The organism is Chryseobacterium sp. G0201 (genome assembly GCF_003815655.1).
Taxonomy (GTDB): Bacteria; Bacteroidota; Bacteroidia; order Flavobacteriales; family Weeksellaceae; genus Chryseobacterium.
Map to the genome: position 1 here is coordinate 4660376 of NZ_CP033917.1, position 16619 is coordinate 4676994.

Here is a 16619-nt window from a genome sequence, read left to right on the forward strand (position 1 = left end):
ATTGTCTTAAATTGCAAATCCCTTTTAGTTTTTAAGAGGGATTTTTTAATACAAAATATTATGAAAAAATTAGGACTATTATTTCTTTTGATTTCGGCGTTTATGTTCGCTCAGCAATCAGTTTTAGATCAAAAAATCAATTCCATTATTAAAGATAAAAAAGCGACTGTCGGAGTTTCTGTTTTAGGATTTGAAAATGGTTTTAAATACAATAAAAACGGTGAAAAAAAACTTCCGATGCAAAGTGTTTTTAAATTTCATATTGCAGCTGCAGTTTTAGATTTTGTAGACAAAGGAAAGCTTTCTTTGGATCAGAAAATTTTACTTAATAAATCAAATTTATTAGAAAATACATGGTCGCCACTTCGCGATAAATATAAAGATACAAACGCAGAAGTTCCATTAAGTGAAATCATCGATCAAACCGTTGCAATGAGTGATAATAATGGTTGCGACATCCTTTTAAAATTAATTGGAGGTACACAAACCGTTCAAAAATTCATGGATTCTAAAGGAGTGACAGGTTTTCAGATAAAATATAATGAAGAAGAAATGCACAGTGACTGGAGCTTTCAATACAAAAACTACAGTATGACCAATTCGGCTGTTCAGGTGTTAAAAAAATTCTATGACGGAAAATTACTTTCTAAAAAATCTACAGATTATCTGATGAAAGTAATGTTGGGAACAAAAACAGGTTTGAATAAAATGGTAGAACAATTGCCAAAAGATACTCCTGTAGCCCGCAAAACGGGATCGTCAGGGAAGAATAAAGACGGACTTACCGGTGCAGAAAATGAAATAGGAATTGTAACTCTACCTAACGGAAAACATTACGCAATCGCCTTATTTGTAAGCAATTCTACAGAAACAGATGCCGTAAACTGCAAGATTATTTCTGACATTTCTAAAGCTTTTTGGGATCATTTTAATAAGTAAATTTTAAAGCTTATTTTTAAAGCGTTTTTAAAGTAAGTTTAAACATTAATTTGTCATTGGAAACTCCAGCAAAATAAGAAAGGCACGCTAATTGAGATTTACTTATCAAATAAAATTAATATGAAAAAGATATTATTAATCGCAGGTATATTCAGTTTTTCATTCTTTTGGGCTCAGAAGAATCAAAACTATCTGCAGATAGGATATTCAAGTATGTGTTGCGGAACTCCTTCGCCAGATCCTGTGATGACTTATTTAAGTCAGTTTCAGAAAAAAAATAAAACAAAAGCTTTCGAAGTTTACAGACAAAGCGGTCTGGGACGAGAAGGAGAATTTAATTTATATATCGGGATTGATAAACTTTCTAAAACTCAAAAAACAAACTTTATAAAAGGCTTGCACTCTGCCATATCTTCACAAAACAGCAAGAGAAATCAGAGCAGCGACGGTACTGTAAACTTTGAGAAAACAACCGTTATCACTAAAGCTGATCTAGGCAACGCAAGAAATTTAACTATCTATAAAAAATAATTTAATTTAAGGAAAATGATCAAAAACATCGTAGTTATCGGAGCCGGAACCATGGGGAATGGTATTGCGCATACTTTCGCTCAAAGCGGATTTAATGTAAGTTTAGTAGATGTATCTCAGGATGCTTTGGACAGAGGTTTAAAAACGATTACAACCAATCTTGACAGAATCATCGCTAAAGGAAATCTTACTGAAGAGCAAAAAGCGGAAACGTTAGGTAACATAACTACTTTCACGGAACTTAAAAATGCTGCAACAGAGGCAGATTTAATCGTAGAAGCTGCAACAGAAAACCAAGAGCTGAAGCTAAAGATCTTCGGTCAGATGGATGAATTTGCTCCTGCAAACTGTATTTTGGCAACCAATACTTCTTCAATTTCTATCACTAAAATCGCTGCAGCTACCAAAAGAGCCGATAAAGTAATAGGAATGCACTTTATGAATCCCGTTCCAATCATGAAATTGGTTGAAATTATTAAAGGATATTCTACTTCTAAAGAAACTTTTGATATCATTTATGAAATGAGCAAAACGTTAGGAAAAGTTCCTGTAGAAGTGAATGACTATCCAGGTTTTGTGGCTAACAGAATTTTAATGCCGATGATCAACGAATCTATCGAAACACTTTACAACGGTGTTGCCGGTGTTGAGGAGATTGATACGGTAATGAAATTAGGTATGGCTCACCCGATGGGACCACTTCAATTGGCAGATTTTATAGGTCTTGACGTTTGTTTAGCTATTTTAAATGTAATGTACGATGGCTTTAAAAACCCTAAATATGCTCCAAATCCATTGTTGGTAAACATGGTAATGGCAGGGAAATTAGGCGTAAAATCAGGAGAAGGTTTCTACGACTATTCTGAAAGCAAAAAGGCTGAAAAAGTGGCAAAAATGTTTGCAAAATAAAAAAGCTGAATGAGTAAATTGTCAATTTTGAATTTTTAAAATTGACATGAAATAATTCACTTAGAAGAAAAATTGACTTGCATTGCAAAATTCACTACTTTTCTTCGATGAAATTTAAAGAAAAACATATTCAGATATCAATGGTCATCATTACTTTAGTGATGACCATTTTGCGTTTTTTACTCAATGAAAAAGGGCGTGTAAACCCTGATTCTATCAGATATATGAGAGCGGCTCATGTTTTTCCAACTATTGATAATACAACAACACCGTTAGGATATCCTTTAAGCATTAAATTTTTCACCTTTTTCGGGTTTGATGAATTCTGGAGTAGTAAAGTTGTAGGGATTGCAGCGTTTCTTTTTATCATTATCTTTGCATGGATAAAGAAATTTTATTTTAGAGAAACGATCATTTTAAGTGCTTTGTTCAGCTTTCTTTCGATCTATTCGTACACCATGAGTGAAGCCCTGATTCTCCCCTTTGTATTTCTTTTTTTATACACAGCAACGCTGATCATTACAGGAAAATTAGAAAAGTGGAAAGCCGTTTTTTATCTTTCATTAGCTTTAATTGCCCTTTATAACGTAAGGTACAGTGCCTTGTTCATCATCGCAGGAACCGGACTTTATGGACTTATTTTCTGGAAAAGAAAATACTCTTTATCGTTTATAATTTCAGCAGGAATAAGCTGTATTTTCATCGTTTTATATAAATTTCTATTCATTGATTATTTTAATGCAGACTATGTAAAAACATTTCTGGAAATAGGGCTCCACCCTACTTCTAAATTATTGATTGAGTTATTTCAAGGATTATGTACAACCTTTAATCCTTTCGTTCATATTGCAAATCCCGGAGGAGGAAAAATCAATTATATTATTTATGGAATTGGGTTTGTAAATATTTTTTTGATTATTTATTTATTCATAAAAAAGAAGCTTTCAGATCCGGAATTTTTCTATGTTTTCGTGAGCGTTATTGGAATTATATGTTCTTATTTTATCCAGTATTTTTATTCTGTGAATCCGATAGATTATAGATTAATGGCGCCTTTCAGCTTACCGATCTGGATCGTTTATTTCAGGAAATTATTCAAGATATTTGATGTTAAAGTTTATGTTATTGGTGCTTTAAGTTTACTATCAGGATTAGCATTTACATGGCTTTCAAAAGGAAATTATCTTGAAAACAGAAAAGAGATCACCCAGTTTCTACAATCTGAAAAATTAGACAAAGTACCTTTACAGTTTTTTATCATTGAAGAAAAAGATTTAGAAAAAATACAGGTTGCAGAATTAATAAGCACTGTAAATCCACAGGTAAGCCTTACTTTTAAGCCTGAAGATACTTTAAAAAGAACAACCCTTACACGCTATAAAGTTTTACAAAAAATTAGGATCGACAAGAACAAATATCAATAATTTTATTATCTTTGGTTAAAGTTAAAACATTAAAAAAATGAAGTTACCAAAGTTTTTATTAGCAGATAATTCGGAATTTCCTGAAGATTTATTCGTAGTTCATACAGAATATCCAAGATTTATCTTAAACGTTGAGGAAGAAGAAGTTGAGTGGTTAGATGATTTGGAAGGTGATGATGAAGAAACTATGGCAGATGAGGCTACTAAAGTGGTAGAAGCAGCATTCAAATGGTGTGATGAAGAGTTGGCTAAGTACGACGAAGAAGAGGAAGAATAAGAAACCCTTTAAACATAAAAAAAGGAACTCAAATTGAGTTCCTTTTTTATTTATTCAGCTTTATTGAATTTCAATAATAAAAGATTGTCTTTGTACAACTCAAGAGTATTTCCGGAAACTACATATTTGTTAGCCTTTCCTACCATATCCATAAAGTTCTGCTCTACGCTCATATTGTCGCAAGCCATTCTGGTAGAACCCATTTGCCCTGCAGAGAAACTACCTGTAGCGATGTCTACTTTTGCAGTTCCGAAGTAATTATTACATCCTGCATTTCCATTGATCTTTTCACCTTCGATGTTCAAAGTCGGAACTTTTCCTTTTACATTATCTGCCAACGTCCATTTTGTATTTGCCAATGAAGGTTGAGATTTTCCTACTTTAGAAGCAGATGGACTAGACATTGTTCCACACGATGCCAAAACCGCTGCTGCACATATACTTAAAAAAAGATTTTTCATTTTTTTCTTTTTTGATTTAACCAAATTTACGGAAATTATATTATTTAAACGGGTTTCGGAGGTTTTTATTATTTTGTTAAACACAAATTTCACCAAATTGTTTTCACAAATACTAAAAAATAAATGGCTCCAATTATGTACATCTTAGCATTTTGTAGGAATCTAAACTGTTGAATTATTATTAAAAAATGCATCGACTCCGCTCAGCATGACATCGCTACAAATTAGTCGCTAATAAAAACAATTAATATTAGATATGTCATGCTGAGCGGAGTCGAAGCATTCTTAATTCAATTAAAAAAAACGGACTTAAAAAAGTCCGTTTTAATATTATATCGTTAATGTTGTAATCAATATTAAGATCTCAATTCTGCATTGAATTCTTTTTGGAAAGATTTGATAAGAGAATCCATTACGTGAGAAATTTCCTTTTCTTCCAATGTCTTTTCTTCATTTAATAATTCAAAGCTCATTGCATAAGATTTCTTGCCTTCCGGAAGATTCTTCCCTTCATATACATCGAATAAATTGATGTTTTTGATGAATGGAGATTTGTTCTTCTTAGCAGTCTGATAAAGCTCCTGATACGTAATATTTTTATCAATCAATAAAGCTAAATCTCTTCTGATCTTGTTGAATTTTGGAATATCTTTAAATTTCAATTCGTTGGTTGAACGTAATTCCTGAGCCAATTCCAGTTCAATTTCAGCATAGAAACATTCCTGATCGATATCGAAATCTTTCAACATCTGAGGAGCTACTTTTCCGATTCTTACTAAAACTTTTCCGTCAGCTTCATATGCTAAAGCATCAGAAAATCTATCATCAGATAAAGCAACTTCTTTATAATCAATCGCCAGTCTTTGTAATAAAACTTTTACATAAGCTTTTAAGTTATAGAAATCTGTCGCAGATTTCGGCTGTAACCAGTTTTCAGCAACATTTCTTCCGGAAATTAAGATAGCCATTTGCTTTCTTTCTTCATATTTATCTCTTTTGTGATAAATTTTTCCAAATTCAAAGAACTTGATATCCTGATTTTTTCTGTTGATATTGTAAATAGCATTTTCAAGAAGTCCTTCCAATAAAGACTTTCTCATGAATGCCAAATCATTACTTAACGGATTCAACAATCTTACCGCATCAGTTTCATCTTTTACAGAAGTTAATGAATTGTTCATCACTTCATTGAACCCAAGGCCTTGTAAAGTTCTTGCCCAGTTATTTTCTAATTCATCCTGATCTTTTGCACTTAGCTTCACAGGCGTGAAAGAGATCTTTTGTGGAGCATCGATTTTGTTATATCCGTAAATTCTTAAAATCTCTTCAATAACGTCAATTTCTCTTGTAACATCCGCTCTATAAGCAGGAACTGAAATCTCAAAACCATTCTGAATTTCATTTAAAACCTGAATTTCAAGGGCTTTTAAAATTTCTTTTACTTTTTCTCTGTGAATTTTTGTTCCTAAGATCTGTTCAATTTTAGAAAATCTGATGATCACATAATTGTCTTCGATTTTCTTTGGATATTCTTCCAACAAATCTCCAGTCAATTTCCCGCCAGCTAACTCCTGAATCATTTTAATGGCATGAGTAATAGCAGTCCTTGTGATATTAGGATCTACACCTCTTTCAAATCTGAAAGATGCATCTGTATTCAAACCGTGGAATTTTGCTCCTTTTCTCACCGCTACCGGATTGAAATAAGCACTTTCCAGGAAAATAGTCGTTGTTTCATTAGAAACTCCGGAATTAGCACCACCGAAAACTCCAGCAATACACATCGGATTATCATTTCCGTCTTTGATGATGATCTCAGAACCGTTTAAAGTTCTTTCAACACCATCTAACGTGGTAAATTTTGTTCCTTCTTTTACCGTTCCAACTTTTACTTTTTTGTCTGCAATTTTATCTGCATCAAAAGCGTGAAGCGGCTGTCCTAAACCGTGAAGAACATAGTTTGTAATATCTACAATATTGTTGATCGGACTTAATCCGATTGCTTTTAATCTGTTTTTCAACCAAGCCGGAGATTCTGCAACTTTTACATCTTCGATCACCGCACCGATATATCTTGGACATAATTCTGCGTCCTCAACTTCCAATGTAAAGCTGTGAGAACCTTCATTATTTAAAGCTTCTGAAGCTACTTTTTCAAACTCTGACTTCTGCTTATTCGTTGAAAGGAAAGCAAATAGATCTCTTGCAACCCCGTAATGAGACATTGCATCGGTTCTGTTTGGCGTTAATCCGATCTCGAAAACTTCGTCATTTGTCAATTCAAAATAATCAGCAAAGTTCTTTCCTACTTCATATTTTTCTTCATCCAACACCATGATTCCTCCGTGATCATTGCTAAGACCTAATTCGTCCTCAGCACAAATCATTCCCTGAGAAACTTCTCCTCTGATTTTCGCTTCTTTGATCTCAAAAAATCCGCCTTCTTTATCATAAATCTTGGTTCCGACAACCGCAACAGGTACAGTTTGTCCAGCTGCAACATTCGGAGCTCCGCAAACGATGTTCAGCACCTTTCCGTTTCCTACGTCTACCGTTGTTTTATTCAATTTATCTGCATTAGGATGTTTCTCGCAAGTTAAAACTTTACCCACGATGATCCCTTCCAAGCTTCCTTTGATACTTTCAAATTTATCTATCCCTTCAACCTCAAGACCGATATCAGTAAGGAATTCACCAATTCTTTCAGGTTTTAATTCCGTTTTTATATAATCTTTCAGCCAATTGTTTGATATCTTCATTGCTATATTTTGAAAATTTTATTTGAATTTTTCGAGTTACAAATGTCGTGTTTTTTTAAGAAATACCGAAATTTCGCAGGAACTTTAAGAGAATACTTTTAGTTAAATTTATTATAGTTATTTCTCGCAGATTTTGCAGATAACGCCTTTTTTATTTTTAATTTTGATTACTATTTGTTGACCACAGATCTTCACAAATTTACACAGATTAACTTCAAGAAACATCTGCAGAATTGTTCCGTTAAGTTTGTCATGCTGAAAGCATCTATACGAAAATCTTTCCAGAATCTTTTCTAATAATACATTTAGATGCTTCCAGCATGACAAAAATCGTGGATATTTTCAAATATTGATATTGCTGACCACTACCCTAGCCCCGATTGAAACGACATCCTTTTTGGTTGCGGGCGGAGCGAAGCGGAGCCCGTAACCAAAAAGATATAGTGAAAAGCGGGATAAAGCTCCCAAAAAAGAAAAGAGGTTCTGAAAAATCAAAACCTCTTTACATATTTTATCTAAATTATATTACAATCCGATTACAGGCATTGATAACATTAAGATATTTTCGTTTTCTTCAAGACCATCCAGAGGTTCAATAATTCCCGGTCTGTTTGGCTGAGACATTTTCATTGTGATATCGTCTGAACCAAGAATTGTCAACATTTCAGTTAAAAACTTAGAGCTAAACCCGATGTTGATATCTTCTCCGTTATAGTCGCAAGGAATCTGCATATCTGCCTTGTTTGCATATTCTGTATCTTCTGCATGAAGGTGAAGAATGTTGGCCGACAATTTAAATCTAACCTGATTGGTTGATTTATTAGACATGATAGATGCTCTTTTGATCGCTCCTAATAAAAGGTTTCTATTGATCGTTAATACATTAGGGTTCTCTTTAGGGATTACCGCTGTGTAATTAGGATACTTTCCGTCAATCAGTCTACAGATCCAGATATGTTTACCAAAAGTAAACTTAGCCATGTTCTCGTTGAAGTCGATCGTTACATCTTCATTAGAACTTGCAAGAATATTTTTGAAAATGTTCAAAGGTTTTTTAGGCATAATGAATTCCATTGGCTCGACGTTCATTAAGTCCATTCTTTTGTACACCACCAATCTGTGAGAATCTGTAGAAACAAAGTTTGTTTCATTTTCTCCAAACTGGAAAAGAACTCCCGTCATTACAGGACGAAGAGAATCATTACTTGTAGCAAAAAGCGTGTTTGTAAGAGCTTCAGATAAAACTCCCGCAGACATTGTTACACTCTGAGCCGCATCAAATTCCGGTAATTCCGGGTAATCATCTGCATTGTCTAAAGCTACCGCGAAATTATCTTTTTCATCTAAAATCTCAAGCTGACTTCCCGTTCCCTCATCATTATCTTTTACAGAAAATGTTAAAGGCTGTTCGCCATAAGTCTTGATAAAATCCTGAAAAATTTTAGCAGGAACAGCAAACTTCCCCGAATCATCAGACTTCACTTCCAAAGAAGTTACAAGAGTTGTTTCGCCATCAGATGCTGTAATGGTAACATTATTTTCGTTTAACTCAAAAAGATAGTTTTCTAAAATAGGTCTAGATTGAGAGCTTGATATTACGCCACTTACAGTTTGCAAAGCTTTCTGCAGTTCTCCACTTGAAATAATAAATTTCATAGATTTAAAAATAAATTTTTACAAATATAATAAATAGAAAATAGATTGAAAAATATAATCCTGAGAGTTATTAACAACCATCAAAAGATTATTGAGTCTCTACTATTTTAATTTTTTGTGATAAAATATCATAAAGGACTAAAGATAAGCATTTTCTTGAAGCAATTAATTATATTTGTGAATAATATTTTCATTATGCGAAAACCACCCGTCCATAAGAGTTTTTTGAATGCTTTTCGAGGTGTTTTTTTAATGCTGAAATCGGAAAGAAATTTCCAATTGGAAGTTTTGGCTTTCTTTATTAACCTTTTTCTGATCTTTTATTTACATCTTTCCTGCTTTGATGCTATTTTAATTCTAATTGTTTCTTTGGGAGTTTTAAGTGCTGAAATTTTTAATACAGCGATTGAGAAAATCTGCGATTTTATTCAACCCGAATACGATAAAAGAATCGGTTTTATTAAGGACGTTTCTGCTGGAGCGGTTATCTTGATGGCAATTCTATCGGTTGTTGTTGGAGTTTTGGTATATTGGAAGTATATCTTTTAAATGATTTTGTCATTGCGAGGAACGAATCAATCTCAACAAATAATTTCCCACAGATTCCACTGATTTACATTATTCAAAAATTCATCAATAATTATGTTATTAGTTTGAAATTATTTTCACTAAATATTATTTATCACCAAATGATGATATAAATTTAATATATTTGCTCAAAGCTAATTACAATATATTACTATGAAAAACAAACTTATCTATGCTGTCATCATAGCAGCATTTGTTTCTTGTACTACAGAAACTTCCATAGCAAATCCGATAGAGATTACGAAAAATGAAGAAGTTTTAAACTTTGAAAAATCCATTAAAAGCCTTTCAAAACCTGAAAACCGAGCAACTCCTGAAGAGATCAGAAATCAAAAAAGCCTTGAACTTAGCGACAGACGTAAGGATATTCTGATTCCGTCAGCTATAGAATTAATAAAATCTACAGGTGTGAGCGAAAAAGAACTTACTGAAAATACGCAACATGACAGGGACAAGATTTTAAATTGGGCCGTAAAAATTTACAATGAAAAACTAAAAAAAATTAACCAAAAAACTCTAAACGATTAATTATGAAAAAAATACTCACTCTTATTCTCGGTTTAAGTATCGGATCATCTTTTTTTGCTCAAAATGGCGATGGTAACTTACATGTATTTAATGATAATACCTATCACCAAATGGATTTATATTATACCGTTTTTACCATTATTCCTACTACATGCAGTGGCGGATTGCAGAGTGTAGGCCCCAGTGTTCTTCTGCCTACAGGAACACTTGCAAGTTATGCAACATTTAAGGAATCGACTTCCAATCCTCCGGCTCCCTACACACCGCATCCCTATCCTCTTGACAACTGGTCTGGTGCAGGAGCTCTTCTTAATGGTAACACAATTTCCACAATAATGGCCACCGCGCAAAAATGGTCATACATCAAATTTCAACTGAGAGATCCTAACAATCCGGGCAATATTCCTCTTATGAGCGGATCTGTCGGCTTTTATCAAAATTGTACGGGAACACCTTCCAACATGAGTGATTCTGGTACATTAAATGGAATTAATTATTCATTTACTGCTGAAGCTTTTATGTTGGCAGGAGATAAATGGATCAATATTTACTAGTCATTAAAGCTTAATTTTAAATTGAGATTGCATATTAATAAAGAAAACGGGTAAAAGCCCGTTTTTCTTTTTCGTAAAACCATTTAAAAGAGGTTTTAACTTACTCATTTCTAAAATGTTTCGTAGAAAGTAAATTTTGAATTATAAATATTTTTCAATAACCGGAATAGCAATTTCAGCCATCATTCCATACCCTTTTTCATTAGGATGAACGCCGTCTGCAGAAAGTAAAAATTCTTTATCTTCTAAAAAAGCAGAGTAAAAATCAATATAAATTAATGAATTTTCAGTTGCAATATCTTTAAGAATCTGATTGTAAATAATAACTTCCTCATTCGTTCTCAACTTTCCGGAAGCAACCACTACTCCATCCACTTTTTTAGAAAACGGAAGAATACTTACCAAATAAATATCTTCCGAATACTGCTTGGCGTGTTGAATTGCTGTTAAAATATTCCTTTTGAAGTCTTCAGGATCTACCATCTGAATTCCATTTTTTATAGCTAAATCATTTGCTCCATAACCTATGAAAATAATATTTCCTTCGGCAGAATTTCTCGCTGCCATTTCGTATGGAATTCTTTTGATAAGACCTTCTGTGGTTTCGCCACCAATTCCGAGATTGAAAAGAATCAGTTCGTTGGTTTCTCCTTCATTGTACTTTTGTAAAGCATATCTTTTCAGAATATCAACCCAGCCTCCAAAAACACCGTCATATTCTCCGTAAGTAATGCTGTCACCAAAGAACAATCCATATATCATTTTCTTCATCTTACTTTTAGTATCATTTATAATTTATCGCTGATCATTTATAACTAATCATCAATTCAAAATTAACGTAATATTTTTATGCTCTTCTATAATTTCAATTAAAATATCGAATAAAGTTTGGCCTTTTCCATCAATTAATTCATTTAATTTATCTTGGATTAATCCTACATTAAAAGGTTTTCCCTGCTTGATTTTATTCTCGTAAAATTCTTTGGTTGTTTTAAATCCTAAATCTTCTTTAGATTTCTGAGAGTCTTTCCAAATGATTTCAACTTCATCATAATTTTCAAAAATTCCAAATCCACCGTACAAAATATCATTGAAACCATCCAATGTTCCTACTTTCCAATTGGTATCTTTCGTCAAAACCTTAGAAACCTCTTCGTAGAAACCTTCCAGATTCGAAAAATGACTGCCATTAATGACAGTCATTTTCTTTTTATTTTTATTTGAAGTATTCAACTCCATTTTTGAATATGTTATGATAATTTGCGGTTGGAATGTTTTTCATCAACCCTTCTGCAAAACGTTCCGGGTGTCCCATTCTACCATAAATCTTACCGCATGGACTAGTAATTCCTTCAATTCCGAACAATGAATTATTTGGATTGAATGGCATTCCATGAGCGATGTTTCCATCTAAATCTAAGTATTGCGTTGCGATTTGTCCATTTTCGTATAGCTTCTGAATTTCCTCTTCCGAAGCCATGAAACGACCTTCACCATGAGAAATTGGAATCGTGAACACTTGTCCTTTCATCCCTTTTAACCAAGGCGATTCGTCATTCAATACTTTCACATTGACCATCTGAGAAATATGTCTTCTGATTGCATTGTGAGCCAACGTTGGAGAATTTTCATCCAAATCTTTGATTCTTCCGTAAGGCAACAATCCAGATTTAACTAATGCTTGGAAACCGTTACAAATACCGATGATCATTCCGTCTCTGTCTAACAACTCGTGAACTGCATTTTTCATCTTCTCGTTTTTCAACACATTAACGATGAATTTTGCAGAACCATCCGGCTCGTCACCCGCAGAAAAACCTCCTGAGAACGCTAGAATCTGAGAAGTTTTGATTTCTTCTACCCATGCATCAATACTTTCATCCAATAATTGGTGATTGATATTGATTAAAGGTAAACTTTTGACAACCGCACCTTCTTTTGCAAAAGCGTTCAACGTATCATACTCACAATTGGTTCCCGGGAAAACCGGTGCGAATACTTTTGGCTGAGCGATTCCGTGTTTTTTAATGATAATATTTCTTGGGTTGATTGAGTTTAATTTCTCATCAATTTCAACCGTTATTTTTTCTTTTTCAACTGTCGGGAAAAGATTTTCAAATGTGTTTGTATTTGCAGCTAAAAGTTTGTTGATCGCGATCGGTTGATTGTTGATTGTTAAAACTTCATCCGCAACAACTTGACCAATCAATTGAAGATTTGTAGCACTTAATTCTTCTTTAGATTCGATAATTAAGCTACCGATATTTTTAGTCAATAAGATATCTTCATCAACTGTAATTTCAGCACCTAATCTGTTTCCAAAGCTCATTTTCGCTAAAGCCACTGCAACTCCCCCTTCTTTCACTGTTTTCACAGAAACGATTTTTCCAGCTTTGATGTTTTCGAAAATAAATTCAAAAACAGCTTTTAAAGCATCATAATTTGGGAGTCCGTTTTCCTGAGCGATGTGATTGAAGAAATATACTTTATTTCCTTCACCTTTAAATTCAGGAGAGATAATATTTTTCTTTTCTCCGTTCGCACAAGCGAAAGAAATCAACGTTGGCGGAACATTCAGATCCTGATACGTTCCACTCATTGAATCTTTACCTCCGATTGCAGCCAAACCAAAATTAATTTGTGCATCATAAGCTCCCAACAAAGAAGCTAAAGGTTTGCCCCATTTTTCAGGATTCTGACCTAATTTCTCGAAATATTCTTGGAAACTAAATCTGATATTTTTATAATCGCCACCCATCGCGACGATTTTTGCAACACTTTCTACAACAGCGTAAGAAGCTCCCAACAAAGAATTCTGTTTAGAAATCTCCGCATCAAATCCCCAACTTGCCAAAGAAACAGTTTCAATATTTTTTGCTCCGATAATCGGCAATGTCTGAACGCTTCCTTCCATCAACGTCTGCTGATATTTACCACCTAAAGGCATCGCAACCGTAGTCGCACCAATAGAAGAATCGAACATCTCTAACAAACCTTTTTGAGAAGCTACATTTTTATCACCTAAAATTTTCAAGAAATTCTCTTCATTAAATGATTGAGCTTCTTCTTTTACTTCATTAAGGTGAGTAATTTTAACTTCCTGACTTTTAGAACAACCGTTCGTATCTAAAAATTCTCTTGAAAGGTCAACAATTTTATCACCTTTCCAGAACATCTGCATTCTTCCTGAATCTGTCACTTTTGCAACCTCAACGGCAACAATATTTTCAGCTTCACAGAATTTGATGAACTGTTCTTTATCTTTTGGTTCAACCACAACCGCCATTCTTTCCTGAGATTCAGAAATAGCAAGCTCGGTTCCATTCAAACCTTCATATTTTAAAGGTAAAACATCCAAATTAACCTCCAAAGAATCAGCAATTTCACCGATTGCTACAGAAACACCTCCAGCTCCGAAATCATTAGATTTTTTAATTAATCTCGTTACTTCAGGATTTCTGAATAATCTCTGGATTTTACGCTCTTCAACCGCATTTCCTTTCTGAACTTCTGAACTCATTGTGTGGATCGAAGTTTCGTCCTGTTCTTTTGAACTTCCGCTTGCTCCACCAACACCGTCACGACCAGTTGCGCCCCCTAAAATGATGATAGAATCACCAGCTTCAGGCTTTTCACGTCTTACCCAATCCACAGGAACTGCGCCGGTTACGAAACCAACTTCCATTCTTTTTGCTTTGTAGCCTTCATCGTAGATTTCGGAAACCATTGTAGTCGCCAAACCGATTTGGTTACCGTAAGAAGAATATCCGTTTGCCGCCTGTTTTGTGATTGTTTTTTGAGGTAATTTACCCGGTAAAGTTTTATCAACCGATTCCAAAACATCAGCAGCACCCGTCAATCTCATCGCCTGGAAAACGTAAGAACGTCCGGACAAAGGATCTCTGATCGCACCACCTAAACACGTTGAAGCACCACCAAAAGGTTCAATTTCCGTCGGGTGATTGTGTGTTTCGTTTTTGAATAATAAATACCAAGGTTCTTTCTTACCATCGTATTCAGCTTCGATTTGGATGGTACAAGCATTGATTTCGTCAGAAACCACCAAGTTCTCCAAATCACCTGTTTTATGGAAATATCTTCCGCAAACGGTCGCCAGATCCATTAAGGAAATTGGTTTTAATTCGCGTCCTAAGAATTTTCTTTTCTCGATATAATCATTGAAAATTGTTTCCAATGTGTGTTTAAATTGTCCGTCAAATTCAATATTTGACAATTCTGTTTCAAATGTTGTGTGACGACAGTGGTCACTCCAATACGTGTCTAAAACTTTTAATTCTGTTTCCGTAGGATTTCTTTCTTCAGTTTTAAAATAATCCTGAATGAATTTTAAATCATCTAATCCTAACGCAAAACCATGATTATTATAAAAATTATCAAGTTCAGCAGCATCAAAATTGATGAAATTTTCGTGAATTAAAACCTTTGACGGAATTTCATCCGCAGGAAAATCAAAAACTGATAAATCTTTTTGCTGAGATTCTACTTTATTGATCAAAAGATCTTTGATTTTGGTTAAATCAGCTTCAGAAGCACCTTCAAATTCGATCAATTTTCCGCTTCTCACTTTAGACTTCTCATTTTCAGTCAATAAAGCGATACACTGTTGAGCAGAATCCGCACGCTGATCGTACTGTCCCGGCAAAAATTCCATCGCAAAATGGATTCCTTCTGCAGGATTTTCTTCATGCAAAATATCAGTAACAGGGTCTACGAAAGTGCTGTTGACAACCTTTTCGAATTCACCATCGTTTAAATTGAAAATATCGTACACATTGTACACTTTCACATTTTTGATCGACGGAACAACCGCTTTTACTTCATCAAAAATTTTTGGACTTTCTACATCGAAAATTCCTCTTTTTTCTACGAAAATTCTTTTGTTATTAGACATTAGATGTCAGATATTTAAATATTATTAGACTTATTTTTATTTTCAAATTTATTCCTTGCAATTTCTATCGAACGGTGGAATTTTTCAAGTAAAACTTTTTTTGAAGGTAATACAAGAAAATATTCTGCAACTTTTATGTTATCTGCTTCCAGATTCATTAGTTCGATATGTTCGGAATTTTTTCCAGAACAAAGAATTAAACCAATCGGCGGGTTTTCGCCTTCTACTTTTTCATATGTATTAAGATATGAAAGATAAAGCTCCATTTGACCTTTGTGTGCAGCTTCAAATTCTCCCAATTTCAACTCGATAACTACTAAAGATTTTAATTTTCTATGATAGAAAAGTAAATCTAAATAGTAATCTCTATTATCGATTGTAATCCTTTTTTGTCTCGAGAGAAATGCAAAATCACTTCCTAATTCCGAAATAAATTTTTGAAGCTCAACAATTATTGCTTCTTCCAAATCCTTTTCAGAAAACGTATCTTTCAATTCCAAAAAATCTAGAAAATAAGGATCTTTAAAAATCAGATCCGGATTCAAAATATTATTCTCAGACCAATTTTTTAGTTCCTTATTAATTACTTCTTGTGGTTTTTTGCTTATTACAGTTCGCTCAAAAAGTAAAGAGTTAATCTTTTCTCTCAAAGTTCTTACACTCCAATTTTCAATTTTACAAACTTCAATATAAAAATCTCTTTTAGTATCTTCAGAAATAGGAATGAGTAACAGAAAATGGGTCCATGATAATTGTCGCATCGCTGATGCGACAATTTCAAAATTTCCAAAAACAGAAGCAAACTGCATCATTTTCCGAATATTTTTTTCTGAAAAAGAACTTCCAAATTCAAAAGTAAGCTGCTGAGAAATTTGTGAAATTATCTCTTTTCCATACTCTGCTCTTTTATTTCCTAAGATATCCTCATTTATTCTTTGTCCAACTTTCCAATATAAAACCACCATTGCCGAATTTACCTGAACAGCTACCTGACTTCTCGTCTTGGTAACCAGTTCTTTTAAATCGGTCATTAATTGTTGATGATTTTGATTTTGTAACATTCTCTTTAAATAATCAATTT

The 16619-nt window shown here is 33.7% G+C and carries 15 protein-coding genes; 8 read left to right on the forward strand and 7 right to left on the reverse strand.

Going from position 1 to position 16619, the window contains the following annotated elements:
- Window positions 1-60: 60 nt before the first annotated feature.
- The 5 genes from bla-A to EG348_RS20950 all read left to right on the forward strand — a co-directional run bounded on the left by bla-A (window position 61) and on the right by EG348_RS20950 (window position 4080).
- The gene (gene bla-A, locus EG348_RS20930) at window positions 61-939 is read left to right on the forward strand and encodes a CGA/CIA family class A beta-lactamase (RefSeq protein ID WP_123984863.1); all 879 of its coding nucleotides are present in this window, start codon (window positions 61-63) and stop codon (window positions 937-939) included.
- 120 nt (window positions 940-1059) lie between these two features.
- The gene (locus EG348_RS20935; protein WP_123984864.1) at window positions 1060-1470 is read left to right on the forward strand and encodes a hypothetical protein; all 411 of its coding nucleotides are present in this window, start codon (window positions 1060-1062) and stop codon (window positions 1468-1470) included.
- Between the two features lie 18 nt (window positions 1471-1488).
- Window positions 1489-2379: a 3-hydroxybutyryl-CoA dehydrogenase gene (locus EG348_RS20940; protein ID WP_185145517.1), complete on the forward strand. Its 891-nt coding sequence runs from the start codon at window positions 1489-1491 to the stop codon at window positions 2377-2379.
- Window positions 2380-2486: 107 nt separating this feature from the next.
- Complete coding sequence (locus tag EG348_RS20945; protein ID WP_123984866.1) at window positions 2487-3803, forward strand: hypothetical protein; 1317 nt, start codon at window positions 2487-2489, stop codon at window positions 3801-3803.
- Between the two features lie 37 nt (window positions 3804-3840).
- Window positions 3841-4080, forward strand: coding sequence for a hypothetical protein (locus tag EG348_RS20950; protein WP_007845674.1), 240 nt, complete (start codon window positions 3841-3843; stop codon window positions 4078-4080).
- 50 nt (window positions 4081-4130) lie between these two features.
- Here the strand turns inward: EG348_RS20950 and EG348_RS20955 are convergent, their stop codons facing one another.
- The 3 genes from EG348_RS20955 to dnaN all read right to left on the reverse strand — a co-directional run bounded on the left by EG348_RS20955 (window position 4131) and on the right by dnaN (window position 8956).
- Window positions 4131-4541: an META domain-containing protein gene (locus tag EG348_RS20955; RefSeq protein WP_123984867.1), complete on the reverse strand. Its 411-nt coding sequence runs from the start codon at window positions 4539-4541 to the stop codon at window positions 4131-4133.
- A 356-nt stretch (window positions 4542-4897) separates the two neighbouring features.
- Window positions 4898-7300, reverse strand: coding sequence for a phenylalanine--tRNA ligase subunit beta (gene pheT, locus EG348_RS20960; RefSeq protein ID WP_123984868.1), 2403 nt, complete (start codon window positions 7298-7300; stop codon window positions 4898-4900).
- 525 nt (window positions 7301-7825) lie between these two features.
- Window positions 7826-8956 carry a DNA polymerase III subunit beta gene (dnaN, locus tag EG348_RS20965; protein ID WP_123984869.1) on the reverse strand — a complete coding sequence of 377 codons (1131 nt, stop codon included), beginning with the start codon at window positions 8954-8956 and terminating at the stop codon, window positions 7826-7828.
- Window positions 8957-9208: 252 nt separating this feature from the next.
- Here dnaN and EG348_RS20970 point away from each other — a divergent pair, with 252 nt between their 5' ends.
- The 3 genes from EG348_RS20970 to EG348_RS20980 all read left to right on the forward strand — a co-directional run bounded on the left by EG348_RS20970 (window position 9209) and on the right by EG348_RS20980 (window position 10626).
- Window positions 9209-9505, forward strand: a complete 297-nt coding sequence (locus tag EG348_RS20970; RefSeq protein WP_262696693.1) for a diacylglycerol kinase family protein — start codon at window positions 9209-9211, stop codon at window positions 9503-9505.
- 192 nt (window positions 9506-9697) lie between these two features.
- A complete protein-coding gene (locus EG348_RS20975) occupies window positions 9698-10072 on the forward strand; it encodes a hypothetical protein (RefSeq protein ID WP_123984871.1) in 375 nt (124 codons plus the stop codon).
- Between the two features lie 2 nt (window positions 10073-10074).
- Window positions 10075-10626 carry a hypothetical protein gene (locus EG348_RS20980; RefSeq protein ID WP_123984872.1) on the forward strand — a complete coding sequence of 184 codons (552 nt, stop codon included), beginning with the start codon at window positions 10075-10077 and terminating at the stop codon, window positions 10624-10626.
- A gap of 141 nt (window positions 10627-10767) precedes the next feature.
- Here the strand turns inward: EG348_RS20980 and EG348_RS20985 are convergent, their stop codons facing one another.
- Genes EG348_RS20985 through EG348_RS21000 form a run of 4 tightly spaced genes read right to left on the reverse strand, consistent with a single transcriptional unit; the run spans window position 10768 to window position 16599 of the window.
- On the reverse strand, window positions 10768-11397 hold the full coding sequence (locus EG348_RS20985) for an SGNH/GDSL hydrolase family protein (RefSeq protein WP_123984873.1): 630 nt from the start codon (window positions 11395-11397) through the stop codon (window positions 10768-10770).
- Between the two features lie 51 nt (window positions 11398-11448).
- The gene (locus EG348_RS20990) at window positions 11449-11829 is read right to left on the reverse strand and encodes a ribonuclease inhibitor (RefSeq protein ID WP_228414809.1); all 381 of its coding nucleotides are present in this window, start codon (window positions 11827-11829) and stop codon (window positions 11449-11451) included.
- A gap of 13 nt (window positions 11830-11842) precedes the next feature.
- A complete protein-coding gene (locus EG348_RS20995; RefSeq protein WP_123984875.1) occupies window positions 11843-15538 on the reverse strand; it encodes a phosphoribosylformylglycinamidine synthase in 3696 nt (1231 codons plus the stop codon).
- Window positions 15539-15552: 14 nt separating this feature from the next.
- Window positions 15553-16599 (reverse strand): YhcG family protein, encoded by a 1047-nt coding sequence (locus EG348_RS21000; RefSeq protein ID WP_123984876.1) that lies wholly within the window; start codon window positions 16597-16599, stop codon window positions 15553-15555.
- Window positions 16600-16619 lie beyond the last annotated feature (20 nt).

Excerpts from the sequence above, each read along its gene's own strand:
- EG348_RS20970 (WP_262696693.1), top strand. The coding sequence starts at position 9,209 with ATGCTGAAATCGGAAAGAAATTTCCAATTGGAAGTTTTGGCTTTCTTT.
- EG348_RS21000 (WP_123984876.1), bottom strand. The coding sequence starts at position 16,599 with ATGTTACAAAATCAAAATCATCAACAATTAATGACCGATTTAAAAGAA.
- EG348_RS20935 (WP_123984864.1), top strand. The coding sequence starts at position 1,060 with ATGAAAAAGATATTATTAATCGCAGGTATATTCAGTTTTTCATTCTTT.
- EG348_RS20985 (WP_123984873.1), bottom strand. The coding sequence starts at position 11,397 with ATGAAGAAAATGATATATGGATTGTTCTTTGGTGACAGCATTACTTAC.
- EG348_RS20950 (WP_007845674.1), top strand. The coding sequence starts at position 3,841 with ATGAAGTTACCAAAGTTTTTATTAGCAGATAATTCGGAATTTCCTGAA.
- EG348_RS20955 (WP_123984867.1), bottom strand. The coding sequence starts at position 4,541 with ATGAAAAATCTTTTTTTAAGTATATGTGCAGCAGCGGTTTTGGCATCG.
- EG348_RS20990 (WP_228414809.1), bottom strand. The coding sequence starts at position 11,829 with ATGACTGTCATTAATGGCAGTCATTTTTCGAATCTGGAAGGTTTCTAC.
- EG348_RS20945 (WP_123984866.1), top strand. The coding sequence starts at position 2,487 with ATGAAATTTAAAGAAAAACATATTCAGATATCAATGGTCATCATTACT.
- EG348_RS20975 (WP_123984871.1), top strand. The coding sequence starts at position 9,698 with ATGAAAAACAAACTTATCTATGCTGTCATCATAGCAGCATTTGTTTCT.
- EG348_RS20980 (WP_123984872.1), top strand. The coding sequence starts at position 10,075 with ATGAAAAAAATACTCACTCTTATTCTCGGTTTAAGTATCGGATCATCT.
- EG348_RS20995 (WP_123984875.1), bottom strand. The coding sequence starts at position 15,538 with ATGTCTAATAACAAAAGAATTTTCGTAGAAAAAAGAGGAATTTTCGAT.
- pheT (WP_123984868.1), bottom strand. The coding sequence starts at position 7,300 with ATGAAGATATCAAACAATTGGCTGAAAGATTATATAAAAACGGAATTA.
- bla-A (WP_123984863.1), top strand. The coding sequence starts at position 61 with ATGAAAAAATTAGGACTATTATTTCTTTTGATTTCGGCGTTTATGTTC.
- dnaN (WP_123984869.1), bottom strand. The coding sequence starts at position 8,956 with ATGAAATTTATTATTTCAAGTGGAGAACTGCAGAAAGCTTTGCAAACT.